The organism is Pseudoalteromonas sp. SG43-7 (genome assembly GCF_014164295.1).
Lineage (GTDB): Bacteria > Pseudomonadota > Gammaproteobacteria > Enterobacterales > Alteromonadaceae > Pseudoalteromonas > Pseudoalteromonas rhizosphaerae.
In genome coordinates this window covers 47,884-66,767 of record NZ_JACJEY010000006.1, presented here as the reverse complement: position 1 = coordinate 66,767, position 18,884 = coordinate 47,884, and the positions used below count along the sequence as shown (strand labels likewise).

General features: G+C 41.4%; 20 protein-coding genes. 8 read left to right on the top strand and 12 right to left on the bottom strand.

Features of this window, described 5'->3' with window-relative positions; translation table 11 throughout:
* Positions 1-4: 4 nt before the first annotated feature.
* From prfB to xerD, 4 genes are all read right to left on the bottom strand, one after another.
* A protein-coding gene (gene prfB, locus H5200_RS04060) for a peptide chain release factor 2 (protein ID WP_145240838.1) occupies positions 5-1,103 on the bottom strand; the annotation gives its coding sequence in 2 pieces (ribosomal slippage) (positions 5-1,027 and positions 1,029-1,103; 1,098 coding nt in all).
* 154 nt (positions 1,104-1,257) lie between these two features.
* On the bottom strand, positions 1,258-2,979 hold the full coding sequence (gene recJ, locus H5200_RS04055; protein WP_145240836.1) for a single-stranded-DNA-specific exonuclease RecJ: 1,722 nt from the start codon (positions 2,977-2,979) through the stop codon (positions 1,258-1,260).
* A 75-nt stretch (positions 2,980-3,054) separates the two neighbouring features.
* The gene (gene dsbC, locus H5200_RS04050; protein ID WP_145240834.1) at positions 3,055-3,783 is read right to left on the bottom strand and encodes a bifunctional protein-disulfide isomerase/oxidoreductase DsbC; all 729 of its coding nucleotides are present in this window, start codon (positions 3,781-3,783) and stop codon (positions 3,055-3,057) included.
* A gap of 64 nt (positions 3,784-3,847) precedes the next feature.
* Positions 3,848-4,801 (bottom strand): site-specific tyrosine recombinase XerD, encoded by a 954-nt coding sequence (gene xerD / locus H5200_RS04045; RefSeq protein ID WP_220491296.1) that lies wholly within the window; start codon positions 4,799-4,801, stop codon positions 3,848-3,850.
* A gap of 80 nt (positions 4,802-4,881) precedes the next feature.
* Here xerD and fldB point away from each other — a divergent pair, with 80 nt between their 5' ends.
* Both fldB and H5200_RS04035 read left to right on the top strand, forming a co-directional pair.
* A complete protein-coding gene (fldB, locus tag H5200_RS04040; protein WP_149981789.1) occupies positions 4,882-5,403 on the top strand; it encodes a flavodoxin FldB in 522 nt (173 codons plus the stop codon).
* A 32-nt stretch (positions 5,404-5,435) separates the two neighbouring features.
* Positions 5,436-5,846: a hypothetical protein gene (locus H5200_RS04035; RefSeq protein WP_182760993.1), complete on the top strand. Its 411-nt coding sequence runs from the start codon at positions 5,436-5,438 to the stop codon at positions 5,844-5,846.
* Between the two features lie 59 nt (positions 5,847-5,905).
* Here H5200_RS04035 and H5200_RS04030 read toward each other — a convergent pair whose 3' ends face one another.
* Genes H5200_RS04030 through H5200_RS04020 form a run of 3 tightly spaced genes read right to left on the bottom strand, consistent with a single transcriptional unit; the run spans position 5,906 to position 9,300 of the window.
* A complete protein-coding gene (locus tag H5200_RS04030; RefSeq protein ID WP_182760992.1) occupies positions 5,906-7,045 on the bottom strand; it encodes an ABC transporter permease in 1,140 nt (379 codons plus the stop codon).
* Entirely contained in the window at positions 7,042-7,776 is a 735-nt protein-coding gene (locus H5200_RS04025) for an ATP-binding cassette domain-containing protein (protein WP_145240830.1), read from the bottom strand. The genes H5200_RS04030 and H5200_RS04025 overlap by 4 nt, the downstream gene beginning before the upstream one ends.
* Before the next feature lie 3 nt (positions 7,777-7,779).
* Complete coding sequence (locus H5200_RS04020) at positions 7,780-9,300, bottom strand: alpha/beta hydrolase (RefSeq protein WP_182760991.1); 1,521 nt, start codon at positions 9,298-9,300, stop codon at positions 7,780-7,782.
* A gap of 93 nt (positions 9,301-9,393) precedes the next feature.
* Between H5200_RS04020 and H5200_RS04015 the strand changes: the two genes are divergently transcribed.
* The 3 genes from H5200_RS04015 to H5200_RS04005 are packed head-to-tail and all read left to right on the top strand — an operon-like array spanning position 9,394 to position 11,848.
* On the top strand, positions 9,394-9,768 hold the full coding sequence (locus H5200_RS04015) for a GntR family transcriptional regulator (protein ID WP_145240826.1): 375 nt from the start codon (positions 9,394-9,396) through the stop codon (positions 9,766-9,768).
* A gap of 2 nt (positions 9,769-9,770) precedes the next feature.
* A complete protein-coding gene (locus H5200_RS04010; RefSeq protein ID WP_182760990.1) occupies positions 9,771-10,607 on the top strand; it encodes an ABC transporter ATP-binding protein in 837 nt (278 codons plus the stop codon).
* Positions 10,604-11,848 carry a hypothetical protein gene (locus H5200_RS04005; protein WP_182760989.1) on the top strand — a complete coding sequence of 415 codons (1,245 nt, stop codon included), beginning with the start codon at positions 10,604-10,606 and terminating at the stop codon, positions 11,846-11,848. The genes H5200_RS04010 and H5200_RS04005 overlap by 4 nt, the downstream gene beginning before the upstream one ends.
* An 87-nt stretch (positions 11,849-11,935) precedes the next feature.
* Here the strand turns inward: H5200_RS04005 and H5200_RS04000 are convergent, their stop codons facing one another.
* The 5 genes from H5200_RS04000 to betI form a co-directional block, all read right to left on the bottom strand.
* Complete coding sequence (locus H5200_RS04000; RefSeq protein ID WP_145240814.1) at positions 11,936-12,643, bottom strand: TorF family putative porin; 708 nt, start codon at positions 12,641-12,643, stop codon at positions 11,936-11,938.
* A 32-nt stretch (positions 12,644-12,675) separates the two neighbouring features.
* Positions 12,676-13,893 (bottom strand): BCCT family transporter, encoded by a 1,218-nt coding sequence (locus H5200_RS03995; protein WP_149981751.1) that lies wholly within the window; start codon positions 13,891-13,893, stop codon positions 12,676-12,678.
* Between the two features lie 135 nt (positions 13,894-14,028).
* Positions 14,029-15,699, bottom strand: a complete 1,671-nt coding sequence (gene betA / locus H5200_RS03990) for a choline dehydrogenase (RefSeq protein WP_182760988.1) — start codon at positions 15,697-15,699, stop codon at positions 14,029-14,031.
* Positions 15,699-17,162, bottom strand: a complete 1,464-nt coding sequence (gene betB, locus H5200_RS03985) for a betaine-aldehyde dehydrogenase (RefSeq protein ID WP_182760987.1) — start codon at positions 17,160-17,162, stop codon at positions 15,699-15,701. The genes betA and betB overlap by 1 nt, the downstream gene beginning before the upstream one ends.
* A gap of 1 nt (position 17,163) precedes the next feature.
* Positions 17,164-17,754, bottom strand: coding sequence for a transcriptional regulator BetI (gene betI / locus H5200_RS03980; protein WP_182760986.1), 591 nt, complete (start codon positions 17,752-17,754; stop codon positions 17,164-17,166).
* 298 nt (positions 17,755-18,052) lie between these two features.
* Here betI and H5200_RS03975 point away from each other — a divergent pair, with 298 nt between their 5' ends.
* Genes H5200_RS03975 through H5200_RS03965 form a run of 3 tightly spaced genes read left to right on the top strand, consistent with a single transcriptional unit; the run spans position 18,053 to position 18,877 of the window.
* Positions 18,053-18,277, top strand: coding sequence for a DUF4177 domain-containing protein (locus tag H5200_RS03975; RefSeq protein WP_145240804.1), 225 nt, complete (start codon positions 18,053-18,055; stop codon positions 18,275-18,277).
* 4 nt (positions 18,278-18,281) lie between these two features.
* Entirely contained in the window at positions 18,282-18,494 is a 213-nt protein-coding gene (gene yidD / locus H5200_RS03970) for a membrane protein insertion efficiency factor YidD (RefSeq protein ID WP_220491300.1), read from the top strand.
* Between the two features lie 14 nt (positions 18,495-18,508).
* Complete coding sequence (locus H5200_RS03965; RefSeq protein WP_182760985.1) at positions 18,509-18,877, top strand: TM2 domain-containing protein; 369 nt, start codon at positions 18,509-18,511, stop codon at positions 18,875-18,877.
* The last annotated feature ends 7 nt before the right edge of the window (positions 18,878-18,884 follow it).

The following is an 18,884-nucleotide window of genomic DNA, read 5'->3' as shown; positions in this document are numbered from 1 at the left end:
GTGGTTATAGGCCAGATTTTAAGCTGGCTTCAATAAATTTATCTAAATTGCCGTCAAGTACCGATTGGGTATTACGGTTTTCAACGCCGGTACGTAAATCTTTAATGCGCGCATCATCAAGTACGTATGAACGTATTTGACTGCCCCAGCCGATGTCAGATTTGGCATCTTCTTGGGTTTGCTTTTCAGCATTTTGCTGCTGTAGCTCAAGCTCAAATAACTTCGCTTTTAACTGCTTCATCGCTTGTGCTTTATTTTTATGTTGAGAGCGTTCGTTCTGACACTGCACTACCGTATTTGTCGGTACGTGGGTAATACGTACCGCAGATTCTGTGGTATTTACGTGCTGACCACCCGCGCCTGATGCACGGTATACGTCGATACGTAAATCAGCCGGATTAATATCAATCTCAATATTATCGTCAACTTCTGGATAAACAAATGCAGAAGCAAACGAGGTATGACGACGGCCACTTGAATCAAATGGGCTTTTACGTACTAAACGATGAACCCCAGTTTCTGTACGTAACCAGCCATACGCGTATTCACCAACAAAGCGCACAGTTGCGCCTTTAATACCGGCAACATCACCATCAGTGGCCTCTACCAGTTCAACTTTAAAGCCTTTGGCTTCACCCCAGCGTAAATACATGCGTAATAACATGTTACACCAGTCTTGAGCTTCTGTACCGCCTGAGCCTGATTGTAAATCAAGGTAAGCATCATTTGCGTCATGTGCGCCAGAGAACATGCGACGAAATTCTAAACCTTCAAGCTGTTCGTTTAGGTCTGTCAGTTCGCTTTGTGCTTCATTGAAGGTCTCTTCATCTTCTGCTTCAACTGCAAGTTCAAGCAACCCTTCAACATCGTCAGTACCAGTTACTAGATTATCGATAGTTTCAACAACCGCTTCTAATGCTGACTTTTCACGACCTAGTGCTTGTGCTCGCTCGGGCTCATTCCATACGGCTGAATCTTCAAGTTCGGCGTTAACTTCTTCTAAACGTTCTTGTTTAAGAGCGTAGTCAAAGGTACCCCCGAAGCAGTTCAGTACGTTCGCGAATTTCCTTGATTTGATTAATCACAGGATTCACTTCAAACATGTACATTACTCCAAAATGGCTGGTTTACGCGGCTAATCGCCAGGTAAAATTATGCTAATAATTATTTAAATTTCGCTTTAAATAATAAAACGCCCGATTTTAACAAAAAACCGTGCGTTTTATTAGTACTTTATGCATCGATAATAGATATTTTTTAAGCTACTTTTTGCAGCTCACGGACAATTAACTGTAATGAAAATTTACCTCTAAACTCATTGATATCGAGCTGATAGGCCAATTTCACCAAGCGCGCTTCAGTATCAGGCCACTCGCGCACATCAATACCGAAGGCAATAGCATCAACCAAACGCCCTGAACGGTGTTTTAATACCAGCTTTAAGTGCTTTTCACCAACAATGCGCTGCTGTACGAGTTCAAAAGTGTGTTCAAACACGGGTTCTGGAAATTGCTGCCCCCATGGCCCTGCTTGTTTGAGTACATTTGCAAACTCCATGCTAAAGCAGTCATCAGCAAGCTCGCCATCGGTTAAGATAATACAGCGTTTATGCTCTTCACTTAGCTGCCCACTTACCGCCTGCTCAAACTCACGTTTAAACTCACTAAAGTGCTGCTCATTAATACTCAGACCGGCCGCCATAGCATGACCACCAAATTTACTGATCAAATGTGGATGCAAGGTATTTAAGCGCTCAAGCAAGTCACGCATGTGCAAGCCTTCAATCGAGCGGCAAGAGCCCTTTATTTCACCGTTGTCGCCACCAGCAAAAATTACTGTTGGGCGGTGGTATTTCTCTTTTAAACGTCCCGCTAAAATACCGATCACACCTTGATGCCAGTCTTCTTGATATAAACAGATAGCATCAGGTGTTTGTTCATCGCTAAAAGCGAGCTTATCTAGCACGGCTTGTGCTTCAAGTTGCATGCCCTGCTCTATCTCTCGACGCTCATGGTTTAAACTATCCAGCTCAGCGGCTATGCGTCGCGCTTGATTGATATCAGTGGCCAGTAAGCAAGCTATGCCTAAACTCATATCATCTAAACGCCCTGCGGCATTTAAGCGTGGTGCAAGCGAAAAACCAAAATCACTGGCGCTTAAACGCGCTGCGTTACGATTAGCGACCTCAATCAGCGCTGTAATACCTGGGCGTGTTTTGCCGCTACGAATTCGCGCTAAACCTTGGTGAACTAAGGTGCGATTATTGGCATCCAGTGCCACCACATCAGCAACCGTACCTAGCGCTACAATATCAAGCAGATCGGCTAAGTTAGGCGGTGGTTGCTGCGCAAAATGACCAACATCACGCAATGCACTTCTAAGCGCAATCAATAAATAAAATGCAACCCCGACTCCTGCGATTGATTTTGATGGAAACTCACAATCATGGCGATTAGGGTTAACGATAGCGTCAGCATTGGGTAGTTGTTCGCCTTGCAAGTGATGATCGGTAACCAGCACTTTAATGCCCGCGGCTTTTACAATTGCGATGCCAGCAATACAGGAAATACCATTATCAACAGTGATCACTAGATCTGGTGCCATAGTGACTATTTGCTCGGCCAACGCGGGACTTAAACCATAGCCTAAGCTGAATCTGTCTGGCACTAAATAGTCTAAATGAGCAAAACCAAACATCGCTAAGCCTTGCATTAAGGTAGCGGTGCTGGTTGCGCCATCGGCATCAAAATCACCCACGATCAGCACTTTACTTTGCGCTCGCAGAGCATGTTGAAGTAAAGCGGTGGCTTTATCTATGTCTTTAAATAATTTGAAGTCATGTAAAGTGGCTGCGCTATTATTTAGCTCATCGGCATGATTAACTTGGCGGCTGGCATAAATTTGTTTAATAACAGGGTGCAAATGGCTTGGCAGGTGTGAATCATCATGATGATCACGAGCAACAATTAATTTTTTCATGCAGGCGCGGTACTTTTAGATTAAGGAATAAAGACAAAAAAAGGCCTTAACGGCCTTTTTATAAAAAGCATAATACTATGACGATTTATTAGCGTCTAACGCAGCAGCTAATGCGGCCGCAGGCTGATAACCTGGGATCATCGTACCATCTTCTAAAATAATTGCTGGTGTACCGCTAATGCCAAAACTTTGGCCAAGCTGATAATGTTCTGCAACTGGGGCATGACAACCGGCCATTACTTTTGTATCAGCGCCCGATTTTGCTGCTGTCATTGCTTCTTGTTGATCTTTAGCACACCAAACATTCATTAGATCTGCATAGCCTGAGCCTTGTAAACCACCACGTGGAAACGCTAAATACTTAACGGTAATACCCGCTTCAAGTAAATCATCAAGCTCGCGGTGTAACTTACGGCAATAACCACAGCTAATATCAGTAAACACAGTTATGCTATGTTTCTCATTTTTAGCTTTGTAAACAATCATTGAGTCTTCGTATTGCGCTAGGCCTTCTTTACGAACGCCATTAAGCGCTTGCTCGGTTAGATTGTTACGGTTATTTAAATCAATCAAGGTGCCTTGCATTAAGTATTGACCATCTGCGCTTGCATACAGCACGCCTTTATCAGTGATCAACTCTTTTAAACCGGCCACTGGGCTTGGGCTAATTTGCTTAACAGTAACACCTAGCTCTGCAAACTTAGTCACGATTGGATCGTTGGCATCAGGAATGGCTGCAACGCCATTGGCAAACGCACTTATACTGGTGCCTAATATCGCACCGGCTAATACTAACTTTTTCATAATGTTCTCTTATATCCTGATAATTCTTAACTACTCAGACCGCCGAAGTACGAAAAAATTCTCACTAAGCGCGCGGATGATGTTGTTGATGTACCAATTTTAACCGTTCATTAGCTACATGGGTATAAATTTGTGTGGTTGATAAATCACTATGCCCTAACATCATCTGTACAACCCTTAGGTCAGCACCATGATTTAGTAAGTGTGTTGCGAACGCATGGCGCAACGTATGGGGCGATAAAGGCGATTCAACTGCTGCCAAAATAGCATAGTGTTTAATACGATGCCAAAAAGTTTGTCGAGTCATACCGACTCCACGCTTTGACGGAAACACAAAATCAGTGGCATGTTTGATCATTTGCGCGCGCCCCACTTTTAAAAATTGCTCGAGCCAATACATAGCCTCTTCGCCAAGCGGCACCAAACGCTCTTTATTACCTTTACCTTTAACAAACACCACTGCTTGGCGCAAATTAATTTGTTCAATACGCAACCCAACTAACTCGCTAACCCGTAAACCCGTTGCATATAATAGCTCTAACATAGCTTTGTCGCGCAAGCCCATCGGCTCTTCAACATTAGGCGCCGCCAAAAGTGCTTCTACTTCATTTTCTGACAACGTTTTCGGCAATGATAGGCCCGCTTTAGGCTGAGCAATATTTACCATTGGCGAATCAGTAATGTGTTTTTCACGCACAAAGTATTGGTAAAAGCGCTTTAACGCGCTAATACTGCGCGCCGTACTGCGAGGCTTTAAACCTAAATCAACACGATGCGCTAAATAGCTTTCAATATCTTGGCCACTCACGGTGAGCAAATCTTGACCTTTTAAAAAGTGGCAAAATTTATCCAAGTCGCTGCGATACGCAGATAAAGTGTTATCGCTTACGTGTTGTTCTAAATAGAGGTTATCTAAAAAAGATTCAAGATAATCGCTATTACCGAGTAGTTCGTCGTGATCTGTAATGGCTGAGTCTAATGACTCATGATCAGGTAACGTGGTCACAGTTATTCTCATAGTTATCAAGGTATCAATTAATAATACCTTACGGTAAACTTCAGCCTATCATATCAGGCAAATACACAGTGATAAATACGATGCAAATTGGTTTATTTTATGGTTCTACCACATGCTATACAGAAATAGCAGCAGAAAAAATTCGCGATATTATCGGTCAAGACATTGTCAGCCTGCATAACATCAAAGATGAACCATTAAAAAATGCAGAAAATTACGACTTTATCATCTTTGGTATCTCCACATGGGATTTTGGCGAGTTACAAGAAGATTGGGAGTCGATTTGGGACGACATTAAAGATGTTGATCTCAATGGCAAAACCATCGCTTTATTTGGCATGGGCGATCAACAAGGTTATGGTCAATGGTTTCAAGATGCACTTGGTATGTTACATGATGAAATAAGTAGCCAACAATATACTTTATTAGGATTGTGGCCGAACGACAGCACGTATGAGTTTGAAGCCTCTAAGGCACTCACCGAAGATGGCAAACACTTCGTTGGTTTAGCCCTTGATGAAGACAGCCAATACGAACACAGTGATGAGCGTATCGCTAACTGGGTTGAACAGATCATGACTGAATACAGCGAGACATTATAAATCTCGCTTCGCTGATAATTAACGGCAGAGCAATGGCGAAGTATACACTGATTAATGGCGATGTTATCGAGTTCAGCAATAACATCGTAAACTCACTAGCTTGTAAAGGCGATCAAAGCCAAGACCGTCATGGTCATATATTCTTTATTCCTGATGAAGCAGTGGCATTTATTGACTCAGGTAAACTCGCTTTAGATTTATTTAACTTATCAAAACTCGCTTTAGCAAAATACGATGATAGTAATCCTCAGCTTCCGGTACTTATCAAACACCAAACACCGCTTAGCCAAATTACCGGATTATCTATAAAAAAGTTGTTTAAAATTGCCCCTTTCAGCAGTGCCAATATAGAAAAAGTAAAGGCGGCCAGCGTGTTTAAACAGTTACTAGCTAACTCTTCTATTGAATATATTCAGCTCGATGAAGTCTACTCAGTCTGTTAATCTGCATGCAAAAGCGACCAAAAGGTCGCTTTACTAATAAATAGTTTATTGATTCACAATCATAAGCCAAATACCACTTTTTCACTTTTCAGCATACGCGCGCTTAAAAAACTAAAGGCTACACATAATACCAGTGTGATCACTGTTGATAGCAGTAACTGCGGGATAGGAATGGGATTACCTTTAATAAATTCCATTAATGCAAACTGCTGTGCTGCTATCGGCAACCACTGCACCTTATCTGTCGCAATATCATAAGTAGTTATCATGCTTAACGCCATTGGGATAAATAACACCATAGTGACGTAAGATTGTGCTTCTTTAAATGACTTAGCCATAAAAGACACAAACACTTGTAAGCTTGCCGACATCAACGCGATAGGTAGGCATATTGCGATACTAAATAACATAAACGCAGGGGTAATAGTGATGCTAAAGCCCATTTTCTGCCACGGCACCATTGCATACGAAAACTTAGAGACAACTAAAATTACCACTAAACCTAACATCGAAAACGTGGTGATAGCGCCTATTTTAGCAAGCACAATATGTAAACTATGTAATGGATGACTCAACAATAACGATAAAGAATTACGCTCTCGCTCACCCGCACTGGTATCAATTGCCAAATTCATCGCCGCGTAAAATAAAGCTAAAATAAGTGTTAATACGACAATACCCAAAATCATGCCACCTTTTGAATCAGATGTAGCTTGATCATGTACTTCAATCACGATTGCACGCATCAAACTCGGATCCACACCACGAGAGACTAATCTCAGGCTCGCTATTTCAGAGCTGTACAATGCTATTGCTTTTTCAACTTGGTTGATATGTTTACGCAACTTATCATCAGATTTATCTGCAATTAGCGTTACCGTAGCTGGGCGCCCTTCGCTCATTTTTTGTTGATAGTCATCACTGATTGATAAAGTAATATCTTTACGCTCATTAGCATCAGTACTGGCAAAAATATCACGACTATTAAGGTGAGCAATAAGTCCTGGTGCACTATCGCTATTTTCAATATTAATTTTTAGTGCTTCAGGCGATGCTAATTGCTGTAGCAAAACACTCATTAATAAGCACACACCAATTGGTGCACCTATCGCATAATACAGCCCCGCCATTATCGAGCGTTTATCACGGCTGGCATCCATCACTTCTTTTTTAAATAACACTGTTAATAAATTAATCATGCTGCAATCCCCTCATCACTACCAATTAAGGCGACAAATGCTTCTTCTAATGTCTCTTTACCTGCATGTTCACACAGCTCAGCCACTGAACCTTGTGCAATCACTTGACCATTGGCCATGATCACCACGTGATCACATAACGCTGCAACTTCTTGCATAACATGCGATGAAAATAACACGCAGTGCCCTTGCGCCTTTAATAACAGCAACAGCTCTCTTAATATGCGGGTACTCATTACATCAAGCCCACGGGTTGGTTCATCTAAAATAATGTTTGATGGGTTATGAACCACGGCTTGTGCTAAGGCGGTTTTCATCCGTTGGCCTTGCGAAAAGCCTTGGCAACGGCGATCGGCAATATCATTCATAGCTAATTTATTTATCACATCTATTGTCGCTTGTTTTGCATCACTGGCATTGAGACCACTGAGCTGGGCAAAAAAAGTAATGTATTCCCTTGGTGTTAATCGCTCATACAAGCCGCACGGATCAGGAAACAATCCTAGTTTTTGCTTTGCTACCATCGGCTCTTTGGCAACATCAATGCCGTCAATTTCAGCATTTCCGCTATCAGCCTTTAACAATCCAAATACGGTGCGTAAACAAGTGGTTTTACCTGCGCCATTTGGCCCTAGGAGGCCAGTTATCTTGCCGTCCTGTGCAGTAAAACTTAAACCATTTAGCGCATTAACATCGCCAATCTTCTTATTTAGGTTGGTTACTTTAATCATCACTTACTCCTTGTTAGCTGCATCAGCTGGGTGGCTATTGGCAACGGCTACGCCGTTAATATTCATAAAAAACGGTTTGTCATTTGCATCATTAATACAGGTTTTGTCAATGTCTTGCATACTTTGCTGGTCGATAAACTTGGCAATGATTTTCGGCGCACAGGTTTGTGAGCCAACGCCATGGGTGGCAGTCGGTGCAACTAAGTGGGTGGCATTTTTCATCTCAACCATCGCAAGCTCGGCCCAACTTGCAGGTGTAGCAGGATCGCGTCCACCAGAAAGAAGTAACGTTGGCGTACTGGTTTTTAGCGGCTGATAAAATGTTTCGTCAACGGCTTTTACATTCAGAATTGGGCACGCTATATCCAACCCCGCAATCATTGCTTTGCCCATATAAGTTTTACTGTACTGAGCGCGGGTTTGCGTTGTTAAGCGTGGCCAATCTTCACCACAAACGATGGCGTTATGCATACCCATTGCTAAAGATTGTGTTAAATCAACATTCGCCATCATGCCAGCCAATGGTGAATAGTCACCGCTTAGTGCTTTTTCAATAACCATTGGTACAATCGCACGTTGTGCATGGCCGTAAAGCGCAAATCGTATCGCACTGTAAAGCTTCATTTTAGTGATTGTAAAATCAATAAGGTCATTGGTGCGTGGGTGTCTAACCTGTGTTTGTACAGGCTGTTGTTCAAGCCTCGTAAGCAATGAATTAAAGTTATTTGCTAAGTTAGGGTATTGGGCTGCGCATAAAGCATCAGTTTCGCAGCGCTTGAATAATGCAGCCAGTGAACCATCAACCGCTCCGCCTATGGCAGCCAGACTTTGCTGCATTGGCACAACGCCATCTAAGGTACTCGTTAAAACAGCATTAGGAAATTGGCGCATGTATTCTTGCGCTATACGTGTGCCGTATGACACCCCATATAAATGAAAGCCTTTATAACCCAGAGCAACACGCACAGCTTCAAAATCCTTTGCCGCAACAGGCGTGGTAAAATTGCTCAAATCAATATTGAGCTTTGCTTTACATTTTTGCGTATCTTCTGCTCCCATGGCTTGAAGATCGGCAATCACATCATTAAAAGCAAACTGGGTTTTTAGGTCATCACTTTCACATTGCAATTGATGTGAATAACCCGTGCCACGCTGGTCAACCAAGACTATGTCACGAGTTTCGCGAGCAAAACGTAAGTTATGGTCAAATATTCTCGCTAAATCTATAGCCCCTTGTCCCGGGCCACCGGCAAAACCAAGTACCGCTTCATCAGGATGGCTGGGCTTGATTGCAGGTATAACTGCAAAGTGGATATCAATCTCCCCTTCGCTTGGATCATCTGACAATGGTTGAGCAATACTGCCACACATCAATCGATCAGACAGCCCTTCCATATAGCATGGCGTCAGTTTTGGTTGGTTATTTTGATTATTTTCTGCGTATGACGCAGTTGATGCAACCATTAAAATTGGCATCATCACTTTAATTATCAGTCTATTAAAACAATTTGATATGCTTTTCATCACTTTTCCCTTGTTTGCATTTTACACTTAATGTGATAACTTATTACTTAGTGTATCGGTGTATTAATGTATTAATACAGTAGAGAAAGAGTAATGCTAGAATTTATTAATGTCAACCCCAATAGTGGCGATCCCATTTATAAGCAATTACATGAACAAATTGTGCGTTTAATTGTAGGTGAGCAAATAGCTGCAGGTGAAGAGCTTCCGTCCGTGAGAAAAATAGCGGATCACTTTGCTGTTAATCCTATGACAGTTTCCAGAGCGATTGGTCAATTAGTGGATCAAGGTTGGTTAGAACGACGCCGTGGCCAAGCAACCCGTGTCGCACAAAAAACAGCACAACAAACCGATCAACAAGAGAGCTTACTTTTTAAAGCTATCGATCAACTTATTCAGCAAGCCAAACAACTCGATGTGCCACAACCGACTTTAACCGAACTAATAAAAAAACGGTGGGAATTATAACAATGACACAACCACTTCTTAGCTATAAAAATGTCTCTAAACATTACAACCAACGTCTGATATTAAACAACATCAACCTTAATGTTGAGCCTGGCATGGTGATTGGTTTATTAGGTAAAAATGGTGCAGGTAAAACAACCTTATTACGTAGCGCGCTGGGTTTAGTAAAGCCTGATGAGGGTGAAGTACAAGCATTAGGTGAATTAAGTCATCAATTAAGTGCCAGCAGTAAACAAAAAATTGGTTATGTCGCCCAGCAAACGTTTGGTTATGAAGGTTTTAAAATTGCTGACGCTTTGGCATTACATCGCAGTTTTTACCCAAATTGGGATATGCAATTAGAAGCAAAATGGCTCGCGCGCTTTGAATTGAATAGCAAGGATGCGATTAATGATCTCTCAATCGGCCAGCGTCAAACTTTGGCCCTTATTATGGCCATGGCCTACAGACCCCAGCTACTTATTTTAGACGAGCCGGTGGCGAGCTTAGACCCAATTGCTCGGCGTGAATTTATGAGTGATCTTTTCGATTTAGCAATAGATTCGGGCTCCGGAATTTTATTTTCATCACATATCACCTCTGACATAGAACGCGTCGCCAGCCACATTGCACTTATAAAACAAGGCGAGTTACTGTTACTCGACGAATTAGATGTCATTCGCGACACCGTTAGAAAAGTCAGCTTTAAAGATCCAACTATCGATCTCAGCGCATACACGATACTTAACAGGCAGCAAAATTGTGCCATCATTTATGGCTATACCGGTGAAGTTATTGTTGGTGCTTTAGCAATTAATACACTGTCACTTGAACAGCTGTTTGTGGAGTTACATGGATGATGCAAGCCAGTAAATGTCCATGGTATCAAGGTGCTGTCAGTTTTTGGTTAAAAGACGTCGGCTGTGCCAGTTATTTCATCGCTGCAATTATAACGACATTACTATGCCTTATAGCTACAGGTATTGAAGATCTGATCGGACTAATGATCATGTTTTCAATTATTTGTATGTACAGCGCGATAGCTTGGCAAAGTATTCGCTTGCAAGCCACTGAATGGCAGAGTTTAGTTGTTGGTTACCGTAAACATGTGATGTTTCAAGGTAAAGTATTCATTATATTGAGTAACTTAATTTCTATCTTGAGTATCATAATTGCGGGCAATATCAATCTATTAGCAACGCTCACGATGGCCAATCTTGTTGGCATTATTATCTGGTTTTTAAATCGCTCATTCAGCCATTTATTTACCTCTGTTTGCTATTTCAGCTTCTTTATAGCTACCTTAGTGTGTGTGCTTATTGAGCAACTGCCAGTTTGGCTAATACCCGTTAACGTCGTTGCTTTTATTGCTATCGTGTTATTTCATAAAAGCTTTACATCTGCGTACAAATGGCGCCCCGATTCATTACTAAATTATCGTAATGGTCTGCAATCTGGTTGGTCGCCAGTTCCCAGTGGTTTTTTATCAAATTACGGCAGCTCTATTAATAAAGGGTTATTCCCTCTTAGCTACTTTGTTGGCTCTGGACTCTCTCAATACCTTATTTTAACTACACTTTTATGTTTTTTCGGTGTAGTGGCGAATCTATTTTATAATATCACTGAGCAGGCCATTTTTGTTTTAACGCTGAATCTATTCGCGATTGTTACATTAAGTTTATGGAGCAAAGTACAAAAGCAAAACTCATGGGAGCTGTTATTTACCCTACCAATTTACAACACTAGCTACAGCGCAAAAGTCGCACTTAGTTACAGTGTTTTAAAATTAGCAGCACTCGTAGCTTTACTGTGTTTTAGCACAGCAGCTGCGCTTACTCTTGCTAAACAAGAGTTGTTACTAGTTAATGCTTTAAGTTACTCGTTAGCCTGTGCTGCTGGTTTACTACTTAGCTTTTCAATCGGTAATATTTGCAAAAACATAAACTTACTAAGTGGAATTTTATGCTTAACGTTTGGATTAAATATGGGACTGGCAAACTACATGTTTGATCATGCTGATAGCATAGTTATGCTTGCTTTAATAAGCACCTATACGGTCTTCATGGCTGGCTTAAACCGCTTTACTGTTAGATTTATATAGCCAATAACTCGCGTTTAAATGAGTGAGGAAAGATAAAAAACGGCCATATCATATGGCCGCTTTGGTGCTTAAACAAACTTTTAAAACTTAAAGTGAGAATGTACGGCCTATCGACAATACAATACGCTCATCTGCAGTATCAATATCTAGGCTGGTGTTCTCGCCCGCTACCTCAATATCAAAACCCGCTAAACTTGTTTGATAAGCAAGACGATAGTGGTTATACGATTTACCATCGGTATCCCATGCAAACTTATCGCCATCGAGTGAATTTGAAATATCAAAGCTGGCACGCAGTGCGTGATTAGGTGCAAGTTCAATAGTGTGTGCAACCATAGAAATCACATGACCTGCGCCGGTACCAAAATAATCCCAGCTATACCAAAAGTTAAGCTCTGTTTGCCCTAACTCACTTGCGTAACCAAATTTAGTGTAAGCTTCAAAGTAGTTACCATCGCTTGAGTTGCTTTGCCCATGGTAACTGTAATACGCAAGGCCGTAATCAATACTGAGCGCTTCATTTAACTGCGCATAGCGACCGAAGTAAGCATCCCATTCAATATTTGTGTCGTCACCAAAGTCAACGTTTGACGCCCACGTGCCAGCATACATGCCTGACTCGCCAAATGAATAATCAAGGCTACCTTGTAACGCTGGGTCGTTTTGCGTTTGGCTCACACCATTAAAGGTATAATCTGATGCACCGGTTACGGTTGCTGACCAATCAGCCAATACTGAGGTTGAAAAAAGTGCAAACGGTAATGCGACTGCTAATAATGTTTTTTGTGTTGTCATGTTAATTCCTTCGCTACTGTATAAGCTAATATCTAGCTAGCTGATTCAATTTTTGTGTAGTCAATTTTGTTGTCTTTCGGCGAACTATCAATGTTACTCACAGTTTTAACTTTGCTATAGGCAATATAGGCTGCACACGCAAAGAACAAACCAATCACTAACACCCCGACCCACTGGATTTGTAGAAAGTTCTGCTTAAATAATAGGGTTAATAATGAAAGAGCGACAACATTTAGCGCAATATATTTAAATTTACCTAAACGTTTAACCGTCATACCCATATTGTCGGTGTATAAACGGATCAGTGAATCAAGCGAGTTGATCACAAACACTACGCCAACAAATACCATTGCAATATTTTTGATCCCTTGCGTAGCAATACCTGCTTCGTGATACTGATAAAGCACGCCAAACCAAATTGCGATTGGGATTGAAGGGAAAATTAACATTGCCCCCAATACTTGATAGGTTTTTAATCCACCGACAAAACGCGATGTGAATTGACCAATCATAATACTCCACGCAAACCACCAAAATAAATAAAACTCATGGTAATCATTGAGTGGCAGTACAAACTGATTAATATTGCCAAAGTAACTACCAATTAACGTTAAATTATTTGTAAAATCTGACACTTGGCCATTTTCGCCCATAAATGCGCCAAACCACATAAAACCAATTAGCGCTATAAATAACCAGGTAGTTGAAATACTTAGAAAACGTACATATTTAATATCGGTGCTTGAATACACCGCAAAGCAAATAGCTGCGAATACAATTAAGTAAAATGACGGAATAATCGACTCACCATCACCAAGACTAGGTAAATACCAAGGTAGGTTAGAGAGCAATAAGAAAGCGGTGAAGGCACAAGTACCAATAATAACTACGTTATTGATTAATTTAACCCAAGGAATTTCGAAAAATTTCACTTTAGGTTCTATTACACAGAAATAAAAGCACGTAAGGAAATAGAATCCCCAGATCAGAAAGCCCCAATAACCAAACTCGATAGCTAGTGGATTGGCAAACGCGTACTCTGGGCTTGCTTTTATGTCTGCATAACCTGCAAACTCAGTGAGTGGAAACATGATCAAGCCAACATCTAAGCCTGATGTAAATAAGATGGCGATAAAGGTAAATGTTCTTACCGGTGTGACGCCAACACACTTTACATTGCCCCATTTTACTAAAATTGCAACAATTGCTAGTAGGGTGAAAATAATGCCTGCGCTAAGCCATAAGGTCATAATTCCCTCCCCAAAATAAATGAAAATACATCATTACGTCTCCGTGTTTTTAGCCTCGCATTAACGCACCACAAACAACTTATGATGCGCGCCACTGCAAGCCCCACAGCACAAAGTATGCTGCAGGTGACTTTATTAAATCTCCGAACTACGCTGCACAGTTTGCCATTGTGAATCGATGGCAACCTTTGCTTGCGATTTACTAAGTGGTGGCTTACCTAAAATTAAGTCAGCCGCTTTTTCTGCCACCATAATGGTTGGCGCATTTAAATTTCCGTTAGGAACCGTTGGGAAGATTGATGAATCCACCACATGCAGTCCCTCAATGCCATGTACTTGAGTGTTTGAGTTTACTACTGCCAGTTCATCTTCACCCATTTTGCATGAACATGAAGGATGGTAAGCACTCTCAACTGCCTGACGTACAAAAGCATCTATTTGTTCATCAGTTTGAATCTCTTTACCTGGTTGGATTTCGCCATCGCGGTAATCATCAAACGCACTTTGCTCAATGATTTCACGCGTTAAACGCACACAGGCTCTAAACCCTTCAATATCATCTTGATGCTGTAAATAGTTAAATTGGATCTTAGGTGCAACCGTTGGATCAGCCGATTTAATCGTTACTGCACCGCGGCTTTTAGGCTTGTTATGCCCTACATGGACTTGAAAACCATGGCCATCAAAAGCACTTTTACCGTCATAACGAATTGCCGCAGGTAAAAAGTGATATTGAATATCAGGCCACTCAACCCCCGGTTTTGAGCGAATAAATGCACAAGATTCAAAATGATTAGTCGCCCCAAGGCCACTGCGGTTTAATAACCAACGCGCGCCAATAAGGCCCTTTGAAATAAGGCCAAGCTTGCCGTTTAAGGTAATTGGCTGCTTACACTTATACTGGAAATAAAACTCCAAGTGATCTTGCAGGTTTTGCCCAACTCCGGGTAAATGGTGCTTAACCTCGATACCAACTGCTTTAAGTATTTCGCTGTCGCCAATACCCGAAAGTTGCAATAAATGCGGTGAACCAATCGGACCGGCACTTAAAATAACGTCTTTACTGGCCTTTGCTTTAACAATATCGCCATTAACTTTGTACTGCACACCAACGGCTTTTTTGCCTTCAAGCAACACCTTTTCAGCCAACGCACCAGTAACAATAACTAAGTTTTTACGTGACTTCACTGGGTCTAAATATTCACGACTTGCAGAGCTGCGCACACCGTCTTTAACGGTCATGTGCATTGGACCAAAACCCTCTTGCTGCGCTGCGTTATAATCGTCAGTGGCTGCATATCCGGCTTGCTGGCCCGCTTTGATAAAGGCTTTATAAAGCGGGTTCGCCATTTCATTACCGTTGTTCACACCCAAAGGGCCGCTATCACCACGATAGTCGTTTTTACCTAAATAGAATGATTCTGCTTTTTGAAAATACGGTAAACAGGATTGATAATCCCACCCTTGTGCACCATGTTGTTGCCATTCATCAAAGTCTTTAGCATGGCCACGTACATACACCATGCCATTGATAGATGATGAGCCACCTAACACTTTGCCACGCGGGCAGTGCATTTGACGATCATCTAGATACGGTTCAGCTTCACTATGAAACTGCCACGCGTATTTATCTGAATTCATCGGAATTGATAGCGCGGTAGGCATTTTAATAAAAATGCTTTTATCGCTGCCGCCAGTCTCTAATAATAAAACGCGGTTGCTGCTATCTTCGGATAAACGATTAGCCAGTACACAGCCCGCCGACCCTGCACCCACTATGATGTAATCATACGTTAGTGCAGTCATTAAAATGGGCTCTCTATATTAGTCATACCGACATAAATCGATTTAGTTTGGGTGTAATGATCAAGTGTTTCAATGCCATTTTCACGACCGATACCTGACTGCTTATAACCGCCCACAGGCATTTCTGCTGGCGAATTGCCGTAGCTGTTGATCCAACAAATACCTGCTTGCAGCTGATGAATAACACGGTGTGCGCGCTTAATATCTTTAGTAAACACGCCTGCAGCAAGGCCTAAGTGAGTATCGTTAGCACGGCGAATTACATCATCTTCGTCATCAAAGGTTAATACGCTCATTACGGGACCAAAGATTTCTTCTTTGACGATCGTCATATCATCAGTGCAATCAATAAATACCGTTGGTGCAACAAAGTAACCGTTTGGTGCAGAGGCTGGGCTAAGTGTTTTACCACCCGTTAATAACGTTGCACCTTCGCTGATGCCTTTATCGATATAGCTCATCACTAATTGTTGATGCTTTTTGGAAATTAATGCGCCAAAGTTAACGTTAGGATCGAGTGGATCGCCCGCTATAATATTTTCTTCAGTGCGTGTTTTAAGCTCATCAATAAATTGCTGATAAACATTTTTGTGAACATAAATACGGGTGCAGTTAGTGCAAATTTCACCTTGCGTATAAAAATTACCTAACATTGCAGCACTTACTGCCTGTGAAATATCGGCATCATCAAATACTAGCAGTGGTGATTTACCACCAAGTTCCATGGTGACATCTTTTAATGAACCCGCAGCACTAGCAACTACTTTTTTACCTGTGCCTACTTCGCCGGTAAACGATACTTTCTCAATATCAGCTGATTGTGTTAACCACTGGCCAACTTCTGCTGCACCTTGCACCACGTTGAACACGCCTGCAGGTACACCCGCTTCGATGAATATTTCGGCAAGCTTAATTGCGCCAAGTGGTGTTTCTTCAGAAGGTTTAAAAATAAATGCATTTCCGGCAGCCAAAGCTGGGCCGGATTTCCAACAAGCGATTTGCAGCGGGTAGTTCCACGCACCAATTCCGGCACAAATCCCTAATGGCTCTTTACGGGTATAATAAAAATCTTCGCCGACCATTTGTTGCTGGCCAACTTGGGCAGGTGCTAGCCCTGCAAAATACTCGATTACATCAGCGCCAGTTTGCACATCAACACACTCGGCTTCTTGCCATGGTTTACCGGTATCTAGCACTTCTATTTTTGCAAGTAAATCATTACGCTCGCGCAATAATGCAACAGCTTTTAGTAAGATACGACTACGTTCAATCGGACTCATAGTTGACCATGCAGCAAATCCTTGTTTAGCACTTTGAATAGCCGCATTTTGAATAAACGCATCTGCCACTTCTACATAATAAATTACGTCATCTGTTGCTGGGTTTTTAACTGCAAATGTTTCGCCACTTTGATTTTTTAAAAAGTGACCATTGATAAAGTTTTGATAAACAGGTGTTGTCACATTAAGCTCCATACTGTTTGATAAGTGAACATACAAAGTTTTTTGCTAGCAGTTCACAATGTGCAAATTGATCTTGATCAGACTTACTTAGTACCGCTCTTAACCATAAGCCATCGATCATTGCCGCACATAATTGCGCTGCAAGTTTGGCTTCATCATCACCCATCAATTGTTTAAATGAGCTGACTAAATTACTAAGAAGTCGTCGGCTATTTACGTTCTGTAAGCGATGCAACTGAACATCGTGCATCGATTGCGCCCAAAAGCTTAACCAAGTTTTAGTGGTATCGCTGCGCTGTTGTAATCTGGCAAAGTTAGCTTCTATTATCAGCATTAACCTTTGCTCAGGGGTCGTTGTTGGCGTTACTTGTTTGATCAGCTCGTGTTTTAGATTGGTTAATAAATAACGCACAGTGGCTTCTATCAAGCCCTGCTTACCACCAAAATAATGACTAATAATGCCCGACGATAATCCTGCTTTTTTACTGATACTATTAATGGTTGTTGCTTGTAAGCCAAATTCAGCAACCGAACTAATAGTAGCGTCAATTAGCTGCTGACGACGGACAGGTTCCATTCCAACTTTAGGCATATTTTTATTAATTGAACGTTCAATAAAAATAAAGATTAAAGTAATGGAACTGATAATTCAAGGTTGACAAACTGTGAATAGGCTAAAATGAAGAGAGCTAAGTGACCCTAAGTAACTGTCCTAGCGTTGATAAATCGGCTTAGAAAAAAGTTGCGAAAAAAATCGAAAAACAGCTGCTTTTTAAGTAAATGCGAAAAAAATCAGCTATATTAGGTTGAAAATCATATCTGGTTAGTCTCAGGTATCACTTTTAAAATCACAGAATTATCTATCAAAAAAACAAACTATAGGAAACTCGATGTCTAATTTTAATGAATATAAAGTATTGCATGTTGTTGAAGGTGGCTGTGGCACATTGCTGCTAGGTTCGAGCGGGTTACCACTTAAAAGGCTAGAAGCAACACTTAATGATGAAGCACAAAATGGCTGGCAACTGGTATTTCAGGTTATCGAAAGCAAACGTTTTTTGCTATTTTGGTCACGCGAAGCTGTGATCTTAACGTTAGGCAGAAACCGTGCTTAAAGCAATGACGCTTAGTGCAATTCGCCGCTATCAAAAAAATGGCGGCGCTAAGGCACATTTTAATATTAGTTGTAATTTCAGTCCTTCCTGCTCAGAGTTTACTCATCAAGCAATTACTAAATATGGGCTAGTGAAAGGTCTATTTATTGGCGTAAAAAGAATACGGCGTTGCAATAACCCCGACTGTGTAACCGTAAAATCCGATCCACTTCCTTGAGGCTTATTAATGCCATGACACCAGAACAACTAAATGCTCAAGAAGAGCAGCTTCGTTCAGAAGTAAATGCATTGTCCCCTGAACAGCGTAAACTATTTTACCAGCAAGAAAAGCGTCTCGTTAAAGACCCTGATACTTATGCGGTACTTAATTGGTTTTTTGCCGCAGGTTTACACCACTTTTACTTAGGTAAATTTCAACGTGGTGCGGTGAATTTAACGCTGATGCTAATTGGCATACTCACTATTTATAGCTTTGGCGTATTTTTAATCATCGTCGTTTTGTTAATTGAATTACCACAGCTTTTTAAGAGTCAACGCATCGTCCATCAATATAACAATCAAGTTATGGCTGATATTCTAAAACAACTAACCGACTCTTGATTACTTA

Coding starts and splice junctions, on each gene's coding strand:
- recJ (WP_145240836.1), bottom strand. CDS start 2,979: ATGAAAAAATTAATTGTTGCTCGTGATCATCATGATGATTCACACCTG.
- dsbC (WP_145240834.1), bottom strand. CDS start 3,783: ATGAAAAAGTTAGTATTAGCCGGTGCGATATTAGGCACCAGTATAAGT.
- xerD (WP_220491296.1), bottom strand. CDS start 4,801: ATGAGAATAACTGTGACCACGTTACCTGATCATGAGTCATTAGACTCA.
- fldB (WP_149981789.1), top strand. CDS start 4,882: ATGCAAATTGGTTTATTTTATGGTTCTACCACATGCTATACAGAAATA.
- H5200_RS04035 (WP_182760993.1), top strand. CDS start 5,436: ATGGCGAAGTATACACTGATTAATGGCGATGTTATCGAGTTCAGCAAT.
- H5200_RS04030 (WP_182760992.1), bottom strand. CDS start 7,045: ATGATTAATTTATTAACAGTGTTATTTAAAAAAGAAGTGATGGATGCC.
- H5200_RS04025 (WP_145240830.1), bottom strand. CDS start 7,776: ATGATTAAAGTAACCAACCTAAATAAGAAGATTGGCGATGTTAATGCG.
- H5200_RS04020 (WP_182760991.1), bottom strand. CDS start 9,300: ATGAAAAGCATATCAAATTGTTTTAATAGACTGATAATTAAAGTGATG.
- H5200_RS04015 (WP_145240826.1), top strand. CDS start 9,394: ATGCTAGAATTTATTAATGTCAACCCCAATAGTGGCGATCCCATTTAT.
- H5200_RS04010 (WP_182760990.1), top strand. CDS start 9,771: ATGACACAACCACTTCTTAGCTATAAAAATGTCTCTAAACATTACAAC.
- H5200_RS04005 (WP_182760989.1), top strand. CDS start 10,604: ATGATGCAAGCCAGTAAATGTCCATGGTATCAAGGTGCTGTCAGTTTT.
- H5200_RS04000 (WP_145240814.1), bottom strand. CDS start 12,643: ATGACAACACAAAAAACATTATTAGCAGTCGCATTACCGTTTGCACTT.
- H5200_RS03995 (WP_149981751.1), bottom strand. CDS start 13,893: ATGACCTTATGGCTTAGCGCAGGCATTATTTTCACCCTACTAGCAATT.
- betA (WP_182760988.1), bottom strand. CDS start 15,699: ATGACTGCACTAACGTATGATTACATCATAGTGGGTGCAGGGTCGGCG.
- betI (WP_182760986.1), bottom strand. CDS start 17,754: ATGCCTAAAGTTGGAATGGAACCTGTCCGTCGTCAGCAGCTAATTGAC.
- H5200_RS03975 (WP_145240804.1), top strand. CDS start 18,053: ATGTCTAATTTTAATGAATATAAAGTATTGCATGTTGTTGAAGGTGGC.
- yidD (WP_220491300.1), top strand. CDS start 18,282: ATGACGCTTAGTGCAATTCGCCGCTATCAAAAAAATGGCGGCGCTAAG.
- H5200_RS03965 (WP_182760985.1), top strand. CDS start 18,509: ATGACACCAGAACAACTAAATGCTCAAGAAGAGCAGCTTCGTTCAGAA.